The organism is Agrobacterium larrymoorei (assembly GCF_030819275.1).
In the GTDB taxonomy this organism is placed as follows: domain Bacteria; phylum Pseudomonadota; class Alphaproteobacteria; order Rhizobiales; family Rhizobiaceae; genus Agrobacterium; species Agrobacterium larrymoorei_B.
Genome location: NZ_JAUTBL010000002.1, coordinates 667,150 through 689,048 on the forward strand (window position 1 = coordinate 667,150; position 21,899 = coordinate 689,048).

At 58.5% G+C, this 21,899-nt stretch carries 18 protein-coding genes; 10 read left to right on the forward strand and 8 right to left on the reverse strand.

Going from position 1 to position 21,899, the window contains the following annotated elements:
* Positions 1 to 98: 98 nt before the first annotated feature.
* Positions 99 to 1,385 carry an SAM-dependent methyltransferase gene (locus tag QE408_RS11730; RefSeq protein ID WP_306931364.1) on the forward strand — a complete coding sequence of 429 codons (1,287 nt, stop codon included), beginning with the start codon at positions 99 to 101 and terminating at the stop codon, positions 1,383 to 1,385.
* Between the two features lie 65 nt (positions 1,386 to 1,450).
* Complete coding sequence (gene ubiA, locus QE408_RS11735; RefSeq protein WP_306931366.1) at positions 1,451 to 2,404, forward strand: 4-hydroxybenzoate octaprenyltransferase; 954 nt, start codon at positions 1,451 to 1,453, stop codon at positions 2,402 to 2,404.
* Positions 2,405 to 2,486: 82 nt separating this feature from the next.
* Here ubiA and QE408_RS11740 read toward each other — a convergent pair whose 3' ends face one another.
* The 4 genes from QE408_RS11740 to QE408_RS11755 all read right to left on the reverse strand — a co-directional run bounded on the left by QE408_RS11740 (position 2,487) and on the right by QE408_RS11755 (position 6,715).
* The gene (locus tag QE408_RS11740; protein WP_306931368.1) at positions 2,487 to 3,053 is read right to left on the reverse strand and encodes a DUF6101 family protein; all 567 of its coding nucleotides are present in this window, start codon (positions 3,051 to 3,053) and stop codon (positions 2,487 to 2,489) included.
* Positions 3,054 to 3,475: 422 nt separating this feature from the next.
* Positions 3,476 to 4,906 (reverse strand): FAD-binding oxidoreductase, encoded by a 1,431-nt coding sequence (locus tag QE408_RS11745; protein WP_306931369.1) that lies wholly within the window; start codon positions 4,904 to 4,906, stop codon positions 3,476 to 3,478.
* 32 nt (positions 4,907 to 4,938) lie between these two features.
* The gene (locus QE408_RS11750; RefSeq protein ID WP_306931371.1) at positions 4,939 to 5,916 is read right to left on the reverse strand and encodes an L-threonylcarbamoyladenylate synthase; all 978 of its coding nucleotides are present in this window, start codon (positions 5,914 to 5,916) and stop codon (positions 4,939 to 4,941) included.
* A gap of 187 nt (positions 5,917 to 6,103) precedes the next feature.
* Entirely contained in the window at positions 6,104 to 6,715 is a 612-nt protein-coding gene (locus QE408_RS11755; RefSeq protein WP_306931374.1) for a DUF6656 family protein, read from the reverse strand.
* Positions 6,716 to 7,038: 323 nt separating this feature from the next.
* On the opposite strand from QE408_RS11755, the gene QE408_RS11760 reads away from it, so the two are divergent.
* From QE408_RS11760 to QE408_RS11775, 4 genes are all read left to right on the forward strand, one after another.
* The gene (locus QE408_RS11760) at positions 7,039 to 8,283 is read left to right on the forward strand and encodes an aromatic ring-hydroxylating oxygenase subunit alpha (RefSeq protein ID WP_306931376.1); all 1,245 of its coding nucleotides are present in this window, start codon (positions 7,039 to 7,041) and stop codon (positions 8,281 to 8,283) included.
* A 5-nt stretch (positions 8,284 to 8,288) separates the two neighbouring features.
* Complete coding sequence (locus tag QE408_RS11765; protein WP_306934776.1) at positions 8,289 to 9,371, forward strand: hybrid-cluster NAD(P)-dependent oxidoreductase; 1,083 nt, start codon at positions 8,289 to 8,291, stop codon at positions 9,369 to 9,371.
* Positions 9,372 to 9,549: 178 nt separating this feature from the next.
* Positions 9,550 to 10,020, forward strand: coding sequence for a BA14K family protein (locus tag QE408_RS11770; RefSeq protein ID WP_306931377.1), 471 nt, complete (start codon positions 9,550 to 9,552; stop codon positions 10,018 to 10,020).
* A 219-nt stretch (positions 10,021 to 10,239) separates the two neighbouring features.
* On the forward strand, positions 10,240 to 10,743 hold the full coding sequence (locus tag QE408_RS11775) for a BA14K family protein (protein WP_306931379.1): 504 nt from the start codon (positions 10,240 to 10,242) through the stop codon (positions 10,741 to 10,743).
* Between the two features lie 55 nt (positions 10,744 to 10,798).
* Here the strand turns inward: QE408_RS11775 and QE408_RS11780 are convergent, their stop codons facing one another.
* Positions 10,799 to 11,794, reverse strand: a complete 996-nt coding sequence (locus tag QE408_RS11780) for a transporter (RefSeq protein ID WP_306931380.1) — start codon at positions 11,792 to 11,794, stop codon at positions 10,799 to 10,801.
* Positions 11,795 to 12,186: 392 nt separating this feature from the next.
* On the opposite strand from QE408_RS11780, the gene QE408_RS11785 reads away from it, so the two are divergent.
* From QE408_RS11785 to QE408_RS11795, 3 genes are all read left to right on the forward strand, one after another.
* Entirely contained in the window at positions 12,187 to 13,971 is a 1,785-nt protein-coding gene (locus QE408_RS11785) for an acyl-CoA dehydrogenase (RefSeq protein ID WP_306931382.1), read from the forward strand.
* Positions 13,972 to 13,982: 11 nt separating this feature from the next.
* Positions 13,983 to 14,741 (forward strand): crotonase/enoyl-CoA hydratase family protein, encoded by a 759-nt coding sequence (locus QE408_RS11790; protein WP_306931384.1) that lies wholly within the window; start codon positions 13,983 to 13,985, stop codon positions 14,739 to 14,741.
* Positions 14,742 to 14,828: 87 nt separating this feature from the next.
* Positions 14,829 to 15,158: a hypothetical protein gene (locus tag QE408_RS11795; RefSeq protein WP_306931386.1), complete on the forward strand. Its 330-nt coding sequence runs from the start codon at positions 14,829 to 14,831 to the stop codon at positions 15,156 to 15,158.
* Between the two features lie 6 nt (positions 15,159 to 15,164).
* Here QE408_RS11795 and QE408_RS11800 read toward each other — a convergent pair whose 3' ends face one another.
* Together QE408_RS11800 and QE408_RS11805 are read right to left on the reverse strand one after the other, a co-directional pair.
* Complete coding sequence (locus QE408_RS11800) at positions 15,165 to 16,415, reverse strand: class I SAM-dependent RNA methyltransferase (RefSeq protein WP_306931388.1); 1,251 nt, start codon at positions 16,413 to 16,415, stop codon at positions 15,165 to 15,167.
* Positions 16,412 to 17,164, reverse strand: a complete 753-nt coding sequence (locus QE408_RS11805) for a TlyA family RNA methyltransferase (RefSeq protein ID WP_306931390.1) — start codon at positions 17,162 to 17,164, stop codon at positions 16,412 to 16,414. The genes QE408_RS11800 and QE408_RS11805 overlap by 4 nt, the downstream gene beginning before the upstream one ends.
* 257 nt (positions 17,165 to 17,421) lie before the next feature.
* Between QE408_RS11805 and QE408_RS11810 the strand changes: the two genes are divergently transcribed.
* Positions 17,422 to 19,455, forward strand: coding sequence for a methyl-accepting chemotaxis protein (locus QE408_RS11810; protein WP_306931392.1), 2,034 nt, complete (start codon positions 17,422 to 17,424; stop codon positions 19,453 to 19,455).
* A gap of 524 nt (positions 19,456 to 19,979) precedes the next feature.
* Here QE408_RS11810 and dxs read toward each other — a convergent pair.
* Entirely contained in the window at positions 19,980 to 21,899 is a 1,920-nt protein-coding gene (gene dxs, locus QE408_RS11815) for a 1-deoxy-D-xylulose-5-phosphate synthase (RefSeq protein WP_306931394.1), read from the reverse strand.

Sequence of the window (21,899 nt, forward strand, 5' to 3'; positions counted from 1 at the left end):
CGTTCAGTATTTTTGAAACCATCTCGGCTTGAAACTTTGCCGGAAAGGAATACGGTAACATCGACTTGATAAGTGAGACTTAGCTTATTGGGGGTGCGATGGCCTCGTCTCTGCATACGCTGCTTCAGAAAATCGTCAAAACCGGAAACCTGATCGTGACAGGGCCGGGCGGACTTCATTCCTTCGGAGACGGGAGCGGCAAGCGCGTCGCGCTCAACTTCACCGATGAACAGGCGATGGAAGAAATCGCCGCCGATCCAGCGCTCAAGCTGGCCGAAATCTACATGGAAGGGCGGATGACGGTCGTCGAAGGCGACATTTACGACTTCCTCGCACTCGTTAAAAGCAATACGCTCAGCGAAGCTTTGACGTTCGGCATGGTCTGGCGCGGAATGGCGCGGATCATTGCTTCACGCATCAAGATGCACCTGCCCGTTAATCACAACAAGCAGAATGTCGCGCATCATTACGATCTGAGCGCCAAGCTCTTCGATCTCTTTCTCGATCAGGACTGGCAATATTCCTGCGCCTATTTCAATCCGCCCGGCCTCACGCTGGATGAGGCGCAGGTGGCCAAGAAGCGCCATATCGTTGCCAAACTCATGCCGGAGCCAGGACAGCGCGTCCTTGAAATCGGTTCCGGCTGGGGCGGCATGGCCATGTATCTGGCCGAGAGTTCCGGCGTCGACGTCACCGGCATCACGCTCAGCGAAGAGCAGCTGCGCGTGTCGCGGGACCGGGCGGAGAAGCGAGGGCTGACGGATATCGTTCGCTTCGAACTTCAGGACTACCGCTATCTTCTGCCTGACAGGAAATATGATCGTATCGTTTCGGTTGGCATGTTCGAACATGTCGGCCCGACGCATTACAAGGAATATTTTCACAAGGCAGCGGAGGTGTTGGAGGATGACGGCGTCATGCTTCTGCATTCTATCGGCCAGCCTTATTCCGCTCTCGCCACCAACCCGTTCATCGAAAAATATATTTTCCCCGGCGGCTATATCCCGTCATTGGCTGAGGTTTTGCCGGCGATCGAAAAGACCGGGCTTCTCGTCAAGGACATCGAAATCCTTCCGATGCATTACGCGCATACGCTGCGCCATTGGCGCGAGCGCTTCGTCGCCCGAAAGACGGAGGCGGTCGCGCTTTACGACGAGCGCTTTTTCCGCATGTGGGAATTCTATCTTGCCGGCTCCGAAATGGCCTTCACCCATGAAAATTTCCACATCTTTCAGATCCAGCTTACCAAGCGCGGTGGGGTGGTGCCCGATAATCGCGACTATATCGCCCGCAACGAGGCAAGGTTGATGGAGTTCGAGAAGACGCGCGCGCCGTTGGAGAAGGTGGCGTTTTTAAGCGGCGCGGTCCTGCCTCAACCGAACTGAGGACAGACCCTAACAAAAGCTGAATCCGAGCTACCGTGTTCTTTGTCGATGCGGTAGAAGTCCCCATGGTTCACAACAGCGATCTTTCCGGCCGCGTTTCGGACGCGCCATCCAACAATTGGGTCTATCGGATTTTGCCGAGAGGCCTTTGGCCCTATGCGCAGCTTGCCCGTTGGGATCGCCCCATCGGCTGGCAGCTTCTGATGTGGCCCTGCTTCTGGTCGGCGGCGGTCGCCGCCAATGCCGCACAACAGATCGGCACGTTCTCCTGGTCCACGTTGCTGTTCCACCTCTTCCTGTTTTTTGCAGGGTCGGTCGCGATGCGCGGGGCTGGCTGCACCTATAATGATCTGATCGACCACAAAATCGATATGGCAGTGGCGCGCACTCGCTCAAGACCGCTGCCGTCCGGCCGGGTAACCCGGTTGCAGGCAAAAATATTCATCGTGATACAGGCACTCGCTGGCTTGGTGGTGCTGTTGTGCTTCAACAGCTTTGCAATCCTGCTCGGCCTGTCATCGCTGATTTTCGTAGCGATCTATCCCTTTGCCAAGCGCTTTACCAACTGGCCGCAGTTTTTCTTAGGGCTCGCCTTTTCCTGGGGCGCGCTAATGGGTTGGGCCGCTCAGTTCGGGTCGCTAGGCGTAGCGCCCGTGCTGATTTACGTCGCATCGATCGCCTGGACGATCGGGTATGACACAATCTACGCGCATATGGACAAGGATGACGACATAGCCGTCGGCATCGGATCCACCGCCCTTCTGTTCGGAGATAGGACACATGGCTGGCTGGTGGCCCTTTATGGCACAGCCGCGTTGTTTCTGTTCCTTGCATTCGCAATCGCGAATATTAACCCGCTTGGATATGCAGGCCTCATCGTCGCCACCGCGATGCTCTTCTATCAGGTGAAGTCGCTGGACATCGGCAATGTAGAAAAGTGCCTGGCGCTCTTCAAATCCAACAACCGCGTCGGCCTGTTGATTTTCGCAGGCTTGATGTTGCCATTGATCTTCTCATAGGGAAAAGCCCGGACGCGAGGCGCGTGCCGGGCTCACTTTCGTCCGCAGTCGAAACGCCGGCTGAACGACGGCGTCGCGTGGATCAGTTGCGGGCGATAATTTCCTTGCCTTCGATGCGCATGGTCAGGCCGAGCGAACCGGTACTGCGGCGCACGAGGAAGCGTGGGCGGCGATCGGCGAAATAGGAGTGGCGGCGGCGCGGGCGCGTCGACTTTGTGCGGACATGGCCGAGATGATCTTCGAGAGGGCGGGCGACGCCGTCGGCTTCCACCATCAGCATGGGAATATTGTACTTTTCCGACCAGCTGCGCCAATCGGCGGCGATGTCGCACAGGTCATGCGCCACCAAGAGCGGGACGCAGAGATCCGGATCGTCGTGATGAAGTTCGAGCGTCACCGTCACGCCACCATCGCCATGGTCGATGGCACGGGCTGCAACACCCTTGAAGGCCCGTGCGGGCAGGGCAAAGGACAGCGGCAGACCGCTGGAATGAAGAACCTTGCGCAGAACGGCGCCGCGCTCATCGAGCGTGATAGCGACATCTGCCGAACCATTGCTGTTGCCATAGGTCAGCTGCTGCGGGAACCGCGTCGGATCGAGCCGGAGAGTTGCGCCTGCCCATTCGGGCTTCAGAACGGTGTTGTTCATATCATGCTATCCTTGTTTTACCTGAGAGCCGTTTCATGGCCTCGTTCGGGACTTTTCGTCCTCTGATGGGTGGAAGATAGCCAGCGCATCTTCGAAACAGCTTAAAAATCGAGGTTAAGAAAACTTTGCATTCCCAAATGGTTAGCAAAACCCAGCCGCTTAAGGTTTCAGATTCCTGAATTGGGACGATGGCGCGTCATCCGGCCCACAGGTGGCACAGGTCGACGAAGTCTTGAGAAAAACGCCAGGGATCGGCCTGAACGCATGTCCTGAAAAGCACTTCAACAGCTGTGAGGGAAGGCGGCAATAGCCATTGCGGCGAGAGCCAAAAATGAGCGTGGAGGGCCGCTCTACAGCATCGAAGCATGATGCTGAGATGGAAGGGTCATAGCGTTACCGGCGGCTCGAAGGACGCTCCAAGATCAGGAGAGGACGACCTTGCCCGGGTTCATGATGCCGGCGGGATCGAAAGCTGTCTTGATGCGACGCATCAGGTCCATCTCGATCGCCGGGCGGATGGTGGCCAGTTCGTCGCGCTTCAACTGTCCAATGCCGTGTTCCGCAGAGATGGAGCCACCGAAGGAAAGCACGATACCGTGGACGATCTCGTTGATCTCTTTCCACCGGGCAAGGAAGGCGTTCTTATCGGCACCCACAGGCTGGGAAATGTTGTAATGGATATTGCCATCGCCCAAGTGTCCGAAGGCGCAGATACGAGCGCCTGGAATGGCGCGCATGACGGCAGCTGCCGCTTCGCCCATAAAGGCCGGAACGTGCGAAACCGGTACGGACACATCATGCTTGATCGAGCCGCCTTCCGGCTTCTGCGCATCCGACATGCTTTCGCGCATGTGCCATAGTGCCTGCCGCTGGCTCTCCGAGAAGGCGATGACGGCATCCTGCACGATCCCCGCTTCAAAACCCTGTTCCAATAGCGTTTCCACCATCGTTTGCGCAGTCTCAGCCGAGTCGGAGCTGGAGATATCGATCAGCGCGTACCAAGGATGCGGCGTTTCCAGCGGATCGCGCACGCCGGGAATATGTTTTGCGGTAAATTCGACGCCAATCCTTGGCATCAGCTCGAAGCCGGTCAGTGCGGTGCCGCAAAGAGTGGATGCGCGCTCGAAGAGTGTCAGCGCATCTGCCGGAGAATGGAGGCCCGCAAAGGCCACCTGATGGCCGAGCGGTTTTGGGAAGAGCTTCAGGACCGCGCCGGTGATAATGCCGAGCGTCCCCTCCGAGCCGATGAAGAGATCACGGAGATCGTAACCCGTATTGTCTTTCTTCAACCGACGCAGGCCGTCCCAGATTTCGCCGGTGGGGAGAACGACTTCCAGGCCGAGGCAAAGCTGGCGCATATTGCCATAGGCCAGCACCGCAGTGCCGCCGGCATTGGTGGCGAGGTTGCCGCCGATGCGGCATGAGCCTTGCGAGCCGAGCGAAAGCGGGAACATCCGCTCCACCTTTTCCGCGGCCTTGTGAACATCGTCCAGAATGCAGCCGCCATCGACGACAATCACATTGGCAATGGGATCGATATCGCGAACCTTGTTCATGCGTTCCAGCGACAGGATCACATCACTTCCGCCGCTGCGCGGCGTCTGCCCCCCAACAAGGCCGGTGTTACCGGTCTGCGGCACGATGGCCGTGCCGGTTTCGCTCGCAAGCCTCATGATGGCGGCAACCTCCTCAGTCGTGGAGGGGCGCAGCAGAAGCGGCGAGCTGCCGTGATAGAGGCCGCGGTTCTCAACGAGATGCGGTGCGAGATCGGAAGCGTCACGCAGCGCATTCTTCTCGCCGACGATAGCGACAAATCGTAGAAGCAGTTCGTCAGAAATGGCGGTTGGCGTCATGAGAATTCCTCCGGAAATCGTATCTGGCGAGGTCAGGATCGCGGTGCAGCCGCGCGCTCCAACCGGTCATTGATGGCTTCGCCAAGCCCCGTCTTGGGAATGGGCGTTACCGCAATGGTGGCAGCACCGCTCGCATCGGCAAGTTTCAAATGGTCGAAAAGATTGGTAGCGGCTTCGGCAAGATCACCGTTTGGGCTGAGATCGAGCACGGCAACCGCATCGCCTTCTCCCGTCACCGGCTTATTCCCAAAGCGGATCAGTGCTTCGCCCTTGTGAACTGAGGTCGCGTTCAGACGAACCGACGCACCCGGTGCATAATGGGAGGCCAGCATGCCAGGTGCTTCTATCGCCGCAGATGCCCTTGCCGGTCTCACCAGCTCGACCCCCGTTACCCGTTCGATCTCTTCCGCCACCAGTCCACCGGGGCGCAGGAGGCGGACGGAGCCATCGCTCTCCACCTTGATGATGGTGGATTCGACGCCGACGGGAGCAGCGCCAGCATCCAGAATAAGGTCGATCTTTTGCCCCAGGTCCGCCTCCACATGGGCCGCACTGGTCGAGCTGATCTTGCCGGAACTATTGGCGCTGGGGGCCGCAAGCGGCCGACCGAGTTTTTCGATGAGCGCGCTGGCAAAGCCCTTGGGAATACGAATGCCCACGGTATCGAGCCCGGCTGTCGCTAATGAATGGATGGGGCTTTCTTTTCTCAGGGGCAAGATCAGCGTGATGGGTCCTGGCCAGAAGGCCTCTGCCAGCCTGCGCGAGATCGGATCGAAGATCGCATGTTGCTCCGCCATCGCGATACTCGCCATATGGCAGATCAGCGGGTTGAACTGCGGACGCCCCTTGGTCTCGTAAATTCGGGTGATGGCTGCAGGATTGGTCGCATCTGCGGCGAGGCCGTAAACGGTCTCTGTGGGGATGGCGACGGGGAAGCCCGCCTTGAGCACGCGGACGGCGTTATCCAATGCCTCTTCCGGCTGCTGCTCGATATCGATGTGTCGCGCCATCTTTAAAGGCCCTTTCCTTGGGAAAGGCTCTTAAAGCATGTCGCGCAGAAGTGTGAAGCGGTTTTGCGATGACGACACCCGAAAACGTAAGAAGGTTTAACGTAAGCTGGGAATCTCGACGATCTGCGCAATCGGTAGAATGTCTCAACCGCTATCGGGAATGAGGTGGCGTTATAGCGCGTAAGCCTTACAACGCACGGATGATTTTGCGCAACTCCTCGGAACGGGCACCCAGCATCAATACATTCTTCAAGGCTTCTTTCGGATCCTGTGTCTGGAACAGCAAGCCGCCGCGATGAATGGACGTGTAGATCGCCACAGATGTGCCGCCGCCCTGCGGCTGCATCGCAACGGCGAAATACATCCGCGACCGGGTCTGGTCGATCTTTTCGAAGAAATGCTCCTCGCCGCACAGTTCAGCAAAGAAATTGGCGAGGTAAAAAGACCATAGAACCGGTTTGCTTTTGTCGAAACGGGTTGTGGAAGCGGTCACATGGCAATAGCCGAGATGGGGAGTGCTATCGATCAGCTTGTGAGAGATCATATTGGGGAAACGGATACTGGGGTGAAAGCCATTCAATCGTGAATGCGTTTTGGAGCCGGCGTCGTGCAAACGACGTGCTGTGATCTCCGCAACGTGTTCATGGCTAAGGTATCGTTTTCCGCCGGGCGGCAGCGGTTCTTCGAAGCGGCCGATGCGTCCGGTCCGCAGGAAATCGGAATGTGCGGTTTTCGACCTTATGGGCGTGATCTTGCCGGACTTTGTGTCCACATAGCGGATACGAGTTTCCTTCTCCACTGCCATATCCTCTTTGAAAGATATAAGCTTTTTAGCCGACCAGGGTTAATATGGGGTTTCCGGTGCCTCCGTGGCTTCTATCATAATGGGTAAAGGGCCGAAGTCTCATTGCGACGGTAGGCTGCTTGAATGACACTCTAAGTCACTGTTTTACATTCACAAAAAATAAGGCGGTACTTTTGAGGGCGATGTCGCAATTTGTCGCCAATGCGGGACAGAATGTCGCGCAATGTGGTGCTGCAAAAAGACGTCAATGATTAGATCAATCCACACCATGCGGCCGTGATTGTTGGGTGGCTGCAGTATTACTCGAGGACATGGCCATGGAACTGCGTGAAACCGTATTGCGCCAATTGAAGAATCGCCGCGAAGGCTTCAGCCTTGAGCAGCCATTTTACACCGATCAGGATTACTTCCAGCTCGACATGGAAACCATCTGGTATCGCGATTGGCTGTTTGTCGGTCATGACTGTGAAGTGCCGAAATCCGGCATGTATTTCACCGTTCAGGTCGGCAACTATGCTGTCGTGATTGTTCGCGGCAAGGATGGCACCATCCGCGCATTCCACAATTCCTGCCGCCACCGCGGTTCGCGCGTCTGCACCAGCCAGAAAGGCCAGTCGGCCCGTCTCGTCTGTCCTTATCATCAGTGGACCTATGATCTGGATGGCAAGCTTCTTTTCGCGCGCCACATGGGCGAAGACTTCAACAAGGAAAATTTCGGGCTGAAGCCGGTCGCCTGCGAAACCGTTGCCGGTTACGTCTTCATCTGCCTCGCTGAACAGCCCATGGATTTCGCGCCGGTTCGGGCGGAAGTCGAAGCCTACATGAAGCCACACCGGGCTTGGGAAGCCAAGGTGGCGCATGAAAGCACCATCATCGAAAAGGGCAACTGGAAGCTCGTCTGGGAAAACAATCGCGAGTGCTACCACTGCGCGGCCAACCATCCCGAGCTCTGCCGCACCTATCCGGAAAACCCGAGCGTCACCGGTACTGATGGCGGCGCCAGCGATCCAGAAATCGGTGGCCACTGGGCGCGCTGCGAAGCGGCAGGCCTGCCAAGCCGTTTCAAGATCGACCCCAAGGGCCAGTTCCGCGTAGCGCGTATGCCGCTGATTGGTGAAGCGGAGAGCTACACCATGTCCGGTAAGCCTGCGGTTCGCCGCCGACTCTCCGACGATGTCACCATCAGCCATATCGGCGCGCTGCTGCTCTTCCATTACCCGACGACCTGGAACCACTTCCTCGGCGACCACATGATTTCCTTCCGCGTGCTGCCGCTCGGTCCGCAGGAAACCATGGTCACGACCAAGTGGCTCGTCCACAAGGATGCCGTGGAAGGCGTGGACTACAATCTCGAAGACCTGACCCATGTCTGGAACGAGACCAACGATCAGGATCGCCAGATCGTCGAGGAAAACGCTTTCGGCATCCGCTCGCCAGCCTATGAGCCGGGTCCTTACTCCATGGAAGACGAAGGTGGCGTCATGCAGTTCGTCAACTGGTATGCCGACTTCATGATCGACCGGCTGTCCGGCGACAAGAAGAAGCTTTCCGCAGTGGCTTGATGCAGATGACCGTGCCCGTGACCTATAAGCATATCGATGAGATGAAGCCCTGGAGCGACAAGCTTCACATGCTGGAATGCATTTCGGTGACTCCCGAAACGCCGGATGTGATGACGTTCCTGTTCCGCTCCACTGACACAAACTGGTTTCGCTATATTCCGGGCCAGTTCGTGACGCTGGAACTGCCAGTGGGACCGGAGCCGCTATTCCGGACCTACACGCTGTCGTCCACGCCGTCTCGTCCCTATGCAGTAGCGGTCACGGTCAAGGCACAGAAGAATTCGATCGGCACGCGCTGGATGTTCGATCATCTCAGGCCGGGGATGAAGATCCGCGCGCTTGGTCCTCTGGGTGACTTCTCCTATGTGAAGCACCCAGGCGACAAATACCTGTTCATCTCGGCGGGCTCCGGTGTTACTCCGATGATGTCGATGGTGCGCGATATGTGCGATCGCGCACCGCACAGCGACATTTCCTTCATCAACTGCTCGCGCACGCCGTCCGATATCGTGTTCCGCCACGAACTCGAATATCTCGCGCGTTACATGCCGAACCTGTCGCTGGGGTTCATCGTGGAGTCCTGTGGTCGCACCGATCTCTGGTCGGGCCTGAAGGGCTTCGTCGATAAGGCCAAGATTGCGCTTCTGTCTCATGACTTCATGGATCGCACAGTCTTCTGTTGCGGCCCCGAGCCCTTCATGGCGGCGGTGAGTTCCATGCTCGAAGCCTCCGGTTTCGACATGACACGCTATCATCAGGAAAGCTTTGCGCCCGCCGCGCCGCCTGTTGCTGTTGGGGAAACCGCGCTCGAAGCTGATGGTGAGACACTCACGACGGTCGGCTTTACGCTCTCGGGTAAGGAAGTGCCGTGCCAGCCAGGCCAGACGGTTCTGATGACCGCCAGATCGGCAGGCGTTCGCATCGGTGCGGCGTGCGAATCCGGCATCTGCGGTACATGCCGCGTGCTGAAGCTGTCGGGCGAGGTCGAGATGAACCACAATGGCGGCATTCTCGATGAAGACATTGCCGAAGGCTATATTCTCGCCTGCTGCTCCAGGCCGCTGACCGACGTCAAGGTAGAGGCATAAAGCCTCCTCCTTTCCTTTTCGCTCCTGCAATCGGCCTTTAGTCTGATCTATGGAACGACTTTGTAGTTTTCCCGTTTCTAAAATGTCTGAGGCTGTGTCACTGCGGGCTGTTTCCGCGTTTCTGCCGAAAGATATAAAAACAGCACAACATCAATGTGCAAAGAAACGGAGGAAATTCATGCTGAATTTGCGGAAGACGAGCCTCGCCACCGCTTTTGTCATGGTCCTGACGAGCTTTACGCCATCGCAGGCCTTTCAAGTTCCTACACCCATTCCGGCACCGGTTGCGGCGCAAGACCACGTCGTAGACGTTCAGTATCGCGATTGGCGTGACCGTCGCGAATGGCGCCAGCGCCACGGACGCGATTGGCGTCACCATCGCGAGTATCGTCGCCAAGGCTTCTATAACGGTCACCGCGGCTATCGCGAACGTCGTCCGGGTTACCGCTATCACAATGGCTACTGGTTCCCGCTCGCAGCCTTTGCGGCTGGCGCGATCATCGGCGGCGCAACCAATCAGGCCCGCCCATCCTATGGCAGCAGCCATCAGCAATGGTGTGCAAATCGTTGGCGCTCTTACCGCGCTTATGACAACACCTATCAGCCCAATAACGGCCCGCGCCGTCAGTGCGTCTCGCCCTATAGCTGAGACAGGTAACTTGGAAGGCCCGGCTTGTCCGGGCCTTCTGCCGTCCTGGTGGCAAGCGGTCAAGTATCTGTAATCATTCTGTTAATGCTGCATTCAGGCTTAATTTCTTATCGTGAATATAAGGCGGGTCAACGCCGTTAAAAACTGGAAAAGCAGGAGAATAATCGTTGTAGTTCACCCCGTCCGTTTGTGTATCCGGATGTGAATGGAGAAGGTCAGATGAAAACTTACATGAAGACTATTTTGGCTGCCGGCCTCTCAGCAGTCGTTACTGCCGGATCTATTATCCCGGCACAGGCTATGCCTATCGTGCCCGCGGCGCCTGCCGCACCTCAGGCCGACAACAACATCGTCAACGTGCAGTACTGGCGCGATCGCGGTTACTATCGTGACTACGGTCCGGGCTATTACCGCGGTCATCGCGGCTACCGTGATTACCGTCCCGGTTATCGCCACCACAATGGCTACTGGTTCCCACTGGCAGCCTTTGCGACCGGCGCGATCGTTGGCGGTGCTCTGTCTCAGCCGCGTGAGGTCTATCGCCCCGTTCCGGAATATCGTCCGCGCCCGGTCTATCGCGAGTATCGACCGGTCGTCCGCGGTGGCCTGAGCCAGGCGCATGTGAACTGGTGCTACGGTCGTTATCGCTCCTATGATGCGTATAGCAACACGTTCCAGCCCTATCACGGTCCACGCCAGACCTGCTATTCGCCTTACGGCTGATCGAACGCGACATGGGATTGATAAGGCCGCCCCGCACCCGCGGGGCGGCTTTTTGTCAGATGATGCCCACGCGTCGCAGCAGGAACCAGGCGAGAAGACTGGACGCTATGATGAAGCCTGCTGCATAGAGCGTACCGTTTCCGCCATCGATGAAGGGCAGGGCGCTGGTATTCATGCCAAAGAAGCCGGTCACGAGTGTCGGCGGCAAGAGAAACGCCGTCATGATCGACAGGATGTAAAGATGGCGGTTCGTTTCGGACGAGAGCTTGGAGTCGATTTCTTCATGCAGCAGACGTGCGCGCTCCTGGAGCGCATAAACATCGTAATCGACTGATTCCAGCCGGCTCGTCAGCCGCCCGGCAATCTCCTCGAAGCCTGCGGGCATTTCATCCTCATCAGCGGCCGAGGCCCGCCGCATCAAGGTCAGTACGGTTCGAAGATGACGATGCAACCGCACGACCGTGCGCCGGACGGGTGCCAGCCTTCGCCGTTCGTCACGCGGCGCGGTGTCGTAGACATAGTCCTCGATCGCGTTGAGCTCTTCCGTCGTCTCCATCACCAGAGTGATCAGACTGCGCTGAAACTCCGCCACCAGTCCTTCGAAGATGTGCGATGGTGTGCTGTAGCGCTTCGGGTTCTTGTCGATCGCTGCGCGCAGGCGGTCCACTGACCGCAATGGCTGAAGCCGGGTCGTAATGATAAAGCGATCCGTCAACGCGAAATGCAGCCAGCCGAGGTCGCGCGTCTCCTGATCGAACTCCCTCTGAAAATCCACAAGAGTGCCGTAAAGCGCGCCCTCATCCACGGTGATGGAGGGGTGCGTCTCATGCGTGGTCAGAATGGCGCGACTGTTTTCGTCAAGGCCGGGGATCGCTTCCAGAAAGGTCGCCACCCGCGTGTCGACCAGATTGAGATGCAGCCAGAAGAAGCCCTCGCTGCTTTCCATTTCGCTCCACTGGGCGGTCGGTGCAAGACGCGTACAGGCCTGGTTCCCGGGCTGGAAGCGATAGGCCCAAACGAGGCCGGGAATGGCTGGGTACTGTATATCCATGTCTTGTTCCTGAGAGGCGGGCGGGGGCATAGCGGTCGCCTCTCTCGGCGAAAGGCCGGATCATGCAGACCAGAGTTTTATGACAGTTTCATAACAGTGACGATCCTTCCAAGCTTTGGAGCGAAAATCCGAATCGATTTTACCGAGTTACGATGTGCGGAGGCAAATACGGGTCTCGGTCCTAAGGCACGGTCCAAGCAAAAGTGTGCAGCGGTTTTGCGATAACGACATGCGATAACAAGGACCTAGAGCGTATGAGCGAATCTCAAAGATCGCGCCACGCTTTAAGGACGCGTGGCGCTCTTGGAGAAATTTCAAATTGACGTTTACGTAAAAATCAATTAGCCCCTAAAGACATTGCATTGTAGGCAGACGCTTCGGGAGGAGGCAGGATGTATACCGCGCCGGTAGACGATATCGCTTTTACGTTGAAACACGTTGCGGGGCTGGGCGAGGCTCTTCAGAGCGGTGCGCTCGGTGATCTCGATGAAGACCTCGTCGATGCTATTCTCCATGAGGCGGGACGTTTTGCGACCGAAGAAGTTGCGCCTCTCGCCGAAATCGGCGATCGCCAGGGATCGCGTCTCGTGGACGGTGAGGTTCGCACGCCCGATGGATGGGCCGGTCTTTATCATCGCTGGGCCGAAGGCGGCTGGAACGGCCTGACGGCGCCGGAAGAATTCGGTGGGCAAGGTCTGCCGCATATGCTGAATGTCGCCGCGCTGGAAATGTGGAACTCCGGTTCCATGGCATTTGCGCTCTGCCCGACGCTCACCATGGGCGCGGTCGAAGCCATCACCGCCCATGGCAGCGAGCAACTGAAGGCTATCTATCTTGAAAATCTCGTCAGCGGCAAATGGACGGGTACAATGAACCTGACCGAGCCACAGGCGGGCTCCGATCTTGCCGCACTGAAGAGCAGGGCCGAACGGGCCGACGACGGCACATACCGCATTTTCGGCCAGAAGATCTACATCACCTGGGGTGAACACGACGCCGCCGAAAACATTATTCACTTGGTACTTGCCCGTCTGCCGGATGCCCCGGCGGGGACACGCGGGATCTCGCTTTTCCTCGTGCCGAAGTTCCTGCCGGATGCGGTTGGCAATCCGGGTGAGCGCAACGATCTCTTCTGCCATGCTCTGGAGCACAAGCTTGGCATTCACGGCTCGCCGACCTGCACCATGATCTTCGGCGATGGCCGTTACGGTGAGGAGAAAGGTGCTATCGGCTGGCTCGTGGGTGAGGAGAACAAGGGGCTCGCCTGCATGTTCACCATGATGAACAATGCACGCCTCGCCGTCGGGATGCAGGGTGTGGCAATTTGCGAAGCCGCAACCCAGAAGGCGATCCAATATGCCAAGGAGCGGACTCAAGGCAAGGCGCCCGGAACGACGGCGACGGGCATGAGCCCGATCATCGAGCATCCGGATATTGCCAGAACGCTGCTGACCATGAAGGCGCTGACGCAAGGTTCGCGTGCCATCAGCTTCGCCTGCGCCCATGCCATCGACATGAGCCATGCGGAAAGCGATACCGGGACACAGAAGTTCTGGCAGGAACGTGCGGCCCTCCTGACGCCGATTGCCAAGTCCTTCTCCACCGATGCCGGTGTGGACGTGGCCTCGCTCGGCATTCAGGTGCATGGCGGTATGGGCTTTATCGAGGAAACGGGTGCTGCCCGCTATTTGCGTGATGCCCGCATCGCCCCGATCTATGAAGGCACCAATGGCATTCAGGCCATCGACCTCGTCATGCGCAAGCTGCCGCTCTCCGAAGGCCACCACGTTCGCGGCTTCATCGAAGAGTTGAAGGCCATTGCCGAAAACGTTCGTGCATCGAACAAGCCGGAACTGGGCGAAACGGCGCGCTACCTCGACCAAAGCGTCGCCGATCTGGAAGCTGCCACCGACTGGCTGCTGGATGCCCAAACCAACGGACGGGTAGCCGCCGCGCTTGCTGGCGCGACTCCTTACCAGCGCCTCTTCGGCCTCGCACTGACAGGTGTCTATCTTGGCAAGGGCGCGCTTGCAGACGTTGACGACGGGCAGGGTGCCAAGCGCGCCTCGCTCTGCCGTTTTGCGGCGGAAAATCTTTTGGCGGAAACGGCTGCGCTGAAGGATCGAGTCGTATCGGGTGCCGCAAGTCTCGAAGCTGCACGCGCCGTTCTTGGCTGAAGGAAGTATCCATGTCTGAAAATCATATCCTTCTCGAACGCCCTCAAGACGCCGCCGGGGTGCAAGTCATCCGCTTCAACCGGCCGGACAAGAAGAACGCGATTACCGATGCCATGTATCGCAGCATGATCGATGCGTTGAAGGCCGCCAATGCGGACGAGGACGTTCGCGCCATTGCCTTTCTCGGCACGCCGGGCTGCTTTTCTGCCGGCAATGATATGGCTGATTTCCTTGGGTTTGCCATGTCGGGAGGCAAGGGGCGGCTCACGGCTGGAGACTTCCTGCACACGCTGGTCAGTGTGGAAAAGCCCATCGTCTCCGGCGTCGATGGCTTAGCGATCGGCATCGGCACGACGCTGAACCTCCACTGTGATCTGACGGTCGCTTCCAGCCGCAGCCTCTTCAAGACACCCTTCGTCGATCTGGCACTGGTGCCGGAAGCCGCCTCCAGCCTTCTCGTGCCGCGCATTGCTGGCCATCAGCGAGCGTTCGCGCTTCTTGCGGCAGGTGAGGGCTTCTCGGCGGAGCAGGCTCTGGCTGCGGGCCTGATCTGGAAGGTCGTCTCTGAGGCCGATGTCGAGGAGGAAACCCTGAAGATTGCCGCTAACCTCGCGTCGAAGCCACCGCAAGCGCTGAAGATCGCCCGCAATCTCGTCCGAGGTGACGTCGATGCCATTCGAATACGGATCGACGAGGAAATCGTTCACTTCGCCGCCCAGCTTCAGAGTAGCGAGGCACGCGCTGCCTTCGAGGCATTCATGCGCCGTTAAGTCTCTTGAGAAGAAGGTGTCGGTCTTTACGGAACGGGAAGTGTTTCCGGTTACTCGATAAACATCTTTACTTGGGAGAAGGTCGCCATGATGCGCAAAACTGCTCTTGCAATGATTGCTATACTGTCACTGTCCGGCATTGCGGAGGCGGGCATGCTGTCCTCGCCGATGATATCTTCGCCTGGAGAGAATGATGTCGTTCAGGTGCAGGATTTCAACAGCCGCTCGCAACGCAGCAATCAGAATCAGAACAACGGGTGGGATCGTCGGCAGCCGCGTTTCGTCTGCGTCATCACGCCGCCCGATAGCGCCGACCGCTCACGCCCCTATGTCTGCCCGGTTCAGCAAGGCCGTGTCGGTGGCCGTTGCCGCTGCTCCGGCGTGGTCGGTAGCGGCAGTATCGATACGGCGTGGTAATACGCGTTACTTCTCCAGCGTCACGACCGCCTCGACATGCGGCGACCAGAGGAACTGGTCGATCGGCGTCACACTTGTAATGCGATAGCCACCCTCGACCAGGATGGAGAGATCGCGCGCTAAGGAAAGCGGATTGCAACTGACGGCAACGATCTTCTTCACCATGCTGCGGGCAAGCTCCTTGCATTGTGCTTCCGCGCCTGCGCGTGGCGGATCGAAGACGACGGCGTCGTAAAGTTTCAGCTCCTTGGCAATCAAAGGATGGCGGAACAGGTCGCGCCGCTCGATGGTGACCGGCTTCAAACCGGGTGTGTTGCGTGCGGCAAAATCCAGCGCCTTCAATGGCTTGTCTTCCGCTTCCACACCATGCACCTTGCCGATGCGTGCGAGCCGCAGCGTGAAAGTACCGGTGCCACAGAATAGATCGGCGATCCGCTTTGATTTGCCGACATGTGCCAATACGCGTTCGGCCATCGCCTCTTCCGCCACCTTCGTGGCCTGGACGAAGCTGCCCGCGGGAGGGGCGACCTTGACGCTGCCGAATTCGATCACCGGCTTTTGCGGTTCGATCAGAATTTCGCCGGAGAGCGATACCCGGGCGATGCCGCGCATGGAAAGAACTGTTTCCGTCAGTGCGCGGCGCTGTTTGTCATTGACGGACTTGATGCCGTCCACCGCAATATCGAGCCCCGAAAGCGTCTCCATCACCGTCATGCGGAAAGGCTCCGCATTGGATGCGAGCGGCAGACCGATAGCCCGGATCGCATCGAGCCTCGACACGATGGCGGGCGAGGCGATGGGACATTCCTCGATCGCAACGATGTGGTGGCTGCTGGCTTGGCTGAAGCCGAGAAGAAGTCCCTTCTCGGTCTTGCGCGCGGTAAAGACGACGCGCCGCCGCTCACCGGGCCGACAGATCACCAGCGGATCGACCTCCACATCCAGGCCCTTTGAACGCAGGGCAGAGACGACGAGGTTACGTTTGAAGGCATGATAGGGCTCGTCCGCAACATGTTGCAGCGAGCAGCCGCCGCAGGTGCCGTTTTTGCCATCCGGTCCGAAATGCCGGCAGGCAGGCTCGCGCCGATCTGGCGATGCTTCCGTAATCGACATGATCGTGCCCTGGTCCTTTACCCGAGCGATCGCGACTGTTTCTCCGGGGAGCGTAAAGGGCACATAGACCGCGCCCTCGGGACAGTGCGCAATGCCATCGCCCTGTGCGCCGAGGCTCTGGATCTTGACGGTCTGCGTACTCATGGCTTTCTGCCTCCGAGAAGGAATTCTACATTGCCATCCCCTCCGGCAATGGGGGAGGGGATCAGACCGAGGCTTTCCCAGCCCATGTCTTCTGTGAGCCAACGCTCCAACTCTTCGGCAACCTGCGGTGCGGTCTCGGGCTCTTTCAACAGGCCAGCCTTGCTGATCGCATCGCGTCCGGCCTCGAATTGCGGCTTGACGAGCAGAACCGCAAGCGCGCCATCCTTGGCCAGATCGAGTGCGGGTGCCAGCGCCAGCTTCAGCGAAATGAAGGAGACGTCCGAGACGATGAAGCTGATCTCGCGACCGTCAATATCCTCTTCTGTCAAGAAACGCGCATTCAGCCCCTCGATGCTGGTCACGCGCGGATTGTTCTCCACCCGCGGGTGGATCTGCCCGTGACCTACGTCGATTGCGGTGACGTGGCCTGCACCGCGCTCCAGCAGCACCTCCGTAAAGCCGCCGGTGGAAGCACCCACATCCAGGCACTCATGGCCTTTCGGGTTCAGCTCAAAATGATCGAGCGCAGCGACGAGTTTTAGCGCGGCGCGAGACACATAATCCTGTGCTGGATCGTCGATTGCGATAACCGCGTTCTCGGCGAAGCAGAGGCTCGGCTTGGTCACGATCTTGCCATTCACGCTGACGGTGCCGCGCGACACAGCATCGCGCGCGCGAGAGCGACTGGCAAACAGGCCCTTGGCGACCAGAAGCTGGTCCAGGCGTTGGTTTTCGGATGTTTTGGTCATGGAGAGTGTCAATGACGGCCAATCGGGCGCAGTGCAAGCGCTTTGTGTCTGCTCCCTGCGGAAGACTTCGTTTACCCTGACCAATACTGTCAGGGTTTGTTTCTTTAGAGAGTTCAAATTTAAGCAAAAATCAACCGCTTTGCAGCAATTTGCGAGGCTGAAAACAGATCCCGTCCTGACATGAAGGTTAGGACGGAAAACTATTGGCTCGCGGTCTGATGACTGATGCGCGGTCCTGCGTCGAAGAAGAGCTGTCGATGTCTTTGAAAAATTTGCCTATCAATATCAAGTTGATGATGACCTTCGTCGCCTTGATGGGTGTGTGCCTTGTGGCCTCGGCATTCGTGTTCTTTCAAACGCTGGACGCACAGCGCCTGTCTGACACGCAGACTCGCACGGTTCAACTGATGCAGACAGTAGACGAAGCGAAGGCAGCCATGCTGGAGCAGGTCGTCAATCAGCGCGGCTTTCTTCTGTTCCGGAGTGACAGCACCTACAAGGATGTCTTTGCTCAGCGTGACGTGATGCTGCAGAAATTGAAAGAGGCACGTGGATATGCTGCCGACCAGCCCGATATTTTGAAATCCATCGATGAGATGGAGGCGACAGCGACTGTGTTCTATAAGCAGTTGGCAGAGCCGCAAATGGCCGCTCGCAAAACGACGGAAGCACCGGTCTCCGAAATCATCGAGATCGGCCGCAACCAGGCCAAGGGCCAGGTCGACGGCTTCCGTGCTGCTGCCGAAAAGATCAAGGAGCAGCTGAACGCACTCGCCAAGTCGCAGATCGATGCCCAGCAAGGCGCTCAGGCCAACCTGCAATATGCGTTGCTTGGCGGTGGGGCGGCAGCGGGTCTCGTTGCCATCCTCTTGATCTGGGCACTATCGCGCGCCATCGTCACGCCCATTGTCGGCATGACCGATGCCATGGGCCGCCTTGCCAATGGCGATAACAACGTCGACGTTCCCGCTCTCGACCGAGGCGATGAAGTTGGGAAAATGGCACAGGCCGTTCTGGTCTTTAAGGATGCTGCTATCGAAAAGCAGCGTCTGTCTCATGAGAGTGATCGTTTGCGCGCCTCCACTGAGGCTGATCGTCTGCGCAACGAGGCTGAAAAAGAGCGCGCCGAAGCTGAGCAGGCTTTCGCTCGTGAGGAGCTTGCCAAGGGGTTGCAGGCGCTCGCCGACGGCAATCTCGACTACCGCATCGAAAAGGCCTTCACGCCGTTCATCGAGCCGCTTCGTTTGAACTTCAACACGTCGCTTGAAAGCCTGCAGCAGACCTTGCGCAAGGTGGGTGAAAACGCTGCGGCGATCCATGCCGGTGCTGCTGAAATGCTTTCTGCAGCCGACGACCTGTCTCGCCGCACCGAACAGCAGGCTGCTTCGGTCGAAGAGACCGCTGCCGCGCTGGAAGAAGTCACCACGACGGTTCGCGATAGCGCCAAAGGCGCCGAAGAAGCGGGCGCTCTTGTGCAGCGCGCCCGTGCCGGTGCCGAACAATCCGGTACAGTCGTGCGCCGCGCCGTGGCCGCCATGCAGGAGATCGAAAAGTCCTCTGGCGAAATTACCAACATCATCGGCGTGATCGACGATATTGCCTTCCAGACGAACCTGCTCGCATTGAATGCGGGCGTAGAAGCAGCCCGTGCCGGCGAGGCTGGTAAAGGCTTTGCCGTCGTTGCACAGGAGGTGCGCGAGCTTGCCCAGCGCTCGGCCAATGCGGCAAAGGAAATCAAGTCGCTGATCAGCAACTCCAGCAAGCATGTGGAGAATGGCGTGGGCCTCGTCGGCGAAACCGGCAAGGCGCTGCAGATGATCGTGGCCGAGGTCGAAGAGATCAATACCCATGTGAGCGCCATCGTCACGGTCTCGCGTGAACAGGCAACCGGTCTGCATGAGATTAACACCGCAGTGAACACCATGGATCAGGGAACGCAGCAAAATGCAGCCATGGTTGAACAGCAGACGGCCGCAAGCCACTCGCTCGCCCGCGAGGCCGAAGCACTCACAAGCCTGATCGGCCAGTTCAATCTGGGCGCAGGGGCAGGCATCCGTACGACATCCTTTACACCGAGTTCAGCTCATGTTGCGCCACGCGCAGCTCCTGCGGCTGCACCAAAGCCGGTTTATTCGACGAAGCCGAGCTTCACACCCGCCGCAGTCAAGCCGGCTGCCCGCCCGGTGGCTTCCCCTGCGCGCGCGCTCGGCGCAACACTGGCCCAGGCATTCGGAGCAAAGGCCGAAACGCCCCACCTGAAGGCGAGCGAGCAGAATTGGGAAGAGTTTTGAGGACAGGGCTTCCTACCAAAAAGCCGTAGGAAGCTCCGCGGGCGGCTATAATGCATTGGGAAAATGCTTCTGGGCCAGAACCAGCGAGCTATGTCGGTTGTTGGGGCGGCGGACACAGGCCCGCCCCTCGAATTCATAGTGAGACCCAATCGGCTTACGTAAATCTTGGTCCTGATAAAATCCGCTGAAGACCTGATCAAAGTCCTAAAAGCGATCTCCTCCGCTGCCTCGCCAATTGACTCGACCTCCAGTCTGTTCATGTTCCCGCAAGTCTTCAACGTCGACGTCTCTGTGAGCTGAGCAGCGCGTCCATAGCACGGGAAAATGGATCGCCCGCGCCTTCGTGCCTGACGTGGCGCTCTACAGTGATTGTAGTCGCGCCAGCTGTTCCCCCTTGCCCGGAACTAAACAGCTAAAATCGGGGTCTGCCGAGCCCTGTTGTGGCATCGGGCCCAGTGTGGATTGCAGACAACCGAAAGCCGCAAGGATCGTTCCTGCGGCTTCTTCGTTTTCGAATCAAAGGCTTATCCGGCAAAACCGACGTCGATCTGTTTTTGGCCTAGAGCCTGAAACACGGTCTTGATGATGCCAGCACGGTCTAGGCCCGCTTCTGCATACATGGTTTCCGGCTTTGCCTGCTCTACCCAATGGTCGGGCATGGTCAGCGTGCGAACCTTGATACCGGTATCCAGAAGGCCGGCTCCTGCCATGAAGTGGAGCACTTGCGCACCGAAACCTCCGGAAGACCCTTCTTCGATGGTGACGAGAACCTCGTGATGGCTCGTCAGCTGGCGGATGAGATCGAGATCGAGCGGCTTGGCAAAGCGTGCATCGGCCACCGTTGTGGAAAGCCCTGCTGCGTCCAGATCTTCCGCGGCTGCCAGGCATTCGGCGAGACGCGTGCCGAAGGAGAGAAGTGCGATTTTCGAGCCTTCCTTGACAACGCGGCCTTTGCCAATCTCGAGGATCTCACCGCGCGCCGGCATCTCAATGCCCACACCTTCCCCACGCGGGTAGCGGAAGGAGATTGGGCCTTCGTCATAGGCTGCGGCGGTGCGCACCATGTGTTTGAGTTCCGCCTCGTCGGACGCGGCCATCACCACCATGCCGGGGAGGGTGGCAAGGAACGTGGTGTCGAAGGAACCCGCATGGGTTGGCCCGTCGGCGCCAACGAACCCAGCGCGATCGATCGGAAAACGGACCGGCAATCCCTGCAGCGCCACATCGTGCACCAGTTGGTCGTAACCCCGTTGCAGGAAGGTGGAGTAGAGCGCGCAGAAGGGCTTGTAGCCTTCCGCAGCAAGACCCGCCGCAAAGGTCACGGCGTGCTGCTCGGCAATGCCGACATCGAAAGTGCGCTTGGGGAAGAGTTCGGCCAGCTTATCGAGCCCTGTGCCGCTCGGCATGGCAGCAGTGACGCCGACAATCTTGTCGTCGAGCTTTGCTTCCTGTACCAGCGCCTCGGAGAAAACGCTGGTATAGCTCGGCGCATTTGGCTTTGCTTTGGCTTGAGTGCCGGTAATGACATCGAACTTGTTCACGCCATGATACTTGTCGGCGGCGGCTTCGGCCGGGGCGTAGCCCTTGCCCTTCTGCGTCACGACGTGGATCAGCACCGGACCTTTCTGGTTGTCACGAACATTGCGCAGCACGGGAAGAAGGTGCTCGAAGGAGTGGCCGTCGATCGGGCCGATATGATAGAAGCCGAGCTCTTCGAACAGCGTGCCGCCCGTTACATAGCCGCGCGCATGGGTCACTGCGCGGGTTATGGCACGGTCGATCGTTTTGCCGAGATAGGCAGTCAGCTTCTTGCCGAAGTCGCGGAAGCCCATGTAGGTCCGGCCGGATGCAAGGCGTGCCAGATAGGCGCTCATGGCCCCCGTCGGCGGCGCGATCGACATGTCGTTGTCGTTGAGGATGACGATCAGACGTGCGTCCAGCGCGCCGGCATTGTTCAGCGCCTCGAAAGCCATACCGGCCGACATTGAGCCATCGCCGATGATGGCAATCACCTTGCGGTCACTGCCATTGAGTTCTGCCGCAACCGCCATGCCGAGACCGGCGGAAATGGAGGTGGAGGAGTGGCCTGCACCAAAATCGTCATATTCACTTTCGGCACGACGGGTGAAGCCGGAAAGGCCACCTTCCTGGCGCAGCGTGCGGATGCGATCGCGACGACCGGTCAGGATTTTATGCGGATAACACTGGTGTCCGACATCGAAGATCACGCGGTCGTCAGGGGTGTTGAACACCTTGTGGATGGCGATCGTCAGTTCCACCACGCCGAGGCCGGCACCCAGATGTCCACCGGTCTTGGAGACCGCATCGATCATCTCGTCGCGCAATTCCCTCGCCAGTTGCGGCAGGTCGCGATCCTCGATTGCTTTCAGATCGGATGGGAATTTCACCCGGTCAAGCAATGGTGTGTCTGGCATTCCGGTCAA

Bases quoted from the DNA above. Each gene is read 5' to 3' on its own strand.
- QE408_RS11795 (WP_306931386.1), top strand. From the start codon at position 14,829: ATGATGCGCAAAACTGCTCTTGCAATGATTGCTATACTGTCACTGTCC.
- QE408_RS11750 (WP_306931371.1), bottom strand. From the start codon at position 5,916: ATGGCGCGACACATCGATATCGAGCAGCAGCCGGAAGAGGCATTGGAT.
- QE408_RS11805 (WP_306931390.1), bottom strand. From the start codon at position 17,164: ATGACCAAAACATCCGAAAACCAACGCCTGGACCAGCTTCTGGTCGCC.
- QE408_RS11785 (WP_306931382.1), top strand. From the start codon at position 12,187: ATGTATACCGCGCCGGTAGACGATATCGCTTTTACGTTGAAACACGTT.
- ubiA (WP_306931366.1), top strand. From the start codon at position 1,451: ATGGTTCACAACAGCGATCTTTCCGGCCGCGTTTCGGACGCGCCATCC.
- QE408_RS11740 (WP_306931368.1), bottom strand. From the start codon at position 3,053: ATGAACAACACCGTTCTGAAGCCCGAATGGGCAGGCGCAACTCTCCGG.
- QE408_RS11745 (WP_306931369.1), bottom strand. From the start codon at position 4,906: ATGACGCCAACCGCCATTTCTGACGAACTGCTTCTACGATTTGTCGCT.
- QE408_RS11800 (WP_306931388.1), bottom strand. From the start codon at position 16,415: ATGAGTACGCAGACCGTCAAGATCCAGAGCCTCGGCGCACAGGGCGAT.
- QE408_RS11765 (WP_306934776.1), top strand. From the start codon at position 8,289: ATGACCGTGCCCGTGACCTATAAGCATATCGATGAGATGAAGCCCTGG.
- QE408_RS11780 (WP_306931380.1), bottom strand. From the start codon at position 11,794: ATGGATATACAGTACCCAGCCATTCCCGGCCTCGTTTGGGCCTATCGC.
- QE408_RS11760 (WP_306931376.1), top strand. From the start codon at position 7,039: ATGGAACTGCGTGAAACCGTATTGCGCCAATTGAAGAATCGCCGCGAA.
- QE408_RS11810 (WP_306931392.1), top strand. From the start codon at position 17,422: ATGTCTTTGAAAAATTTGCCTATCAATATCAAGTTGATGATGACCTTC.
- QE408_RS11730 (WP_306931364.1), top strand. From the start codon at position 99: ATGGCCTCGTCTCTGCATACGCTGCTTCAGAAAATCGTCAAAACCGGA.
- QE408_RS11770 (WP_306931377.1), top strand. From the start codon at position 9,550: ATGCTGAATTTGCGGAAGACGAGCCTCGCCACCGCTTTTGTCATGGTC.
- QE408_RS11790 (WP_306931384.1), top strand. From the start codon at position 13,983: ATGTCTGAAAATCATATCCTTCTCGAACGCCCTCAAGACGCCGCCGGG.
- QE408_RS11775 (WP_306931379.1), top strand. From the start codon at position 10,240: ATGAAAACTTACATGAAGACTATTTTGGCTGCCGGCCTCTCAGCAGTC.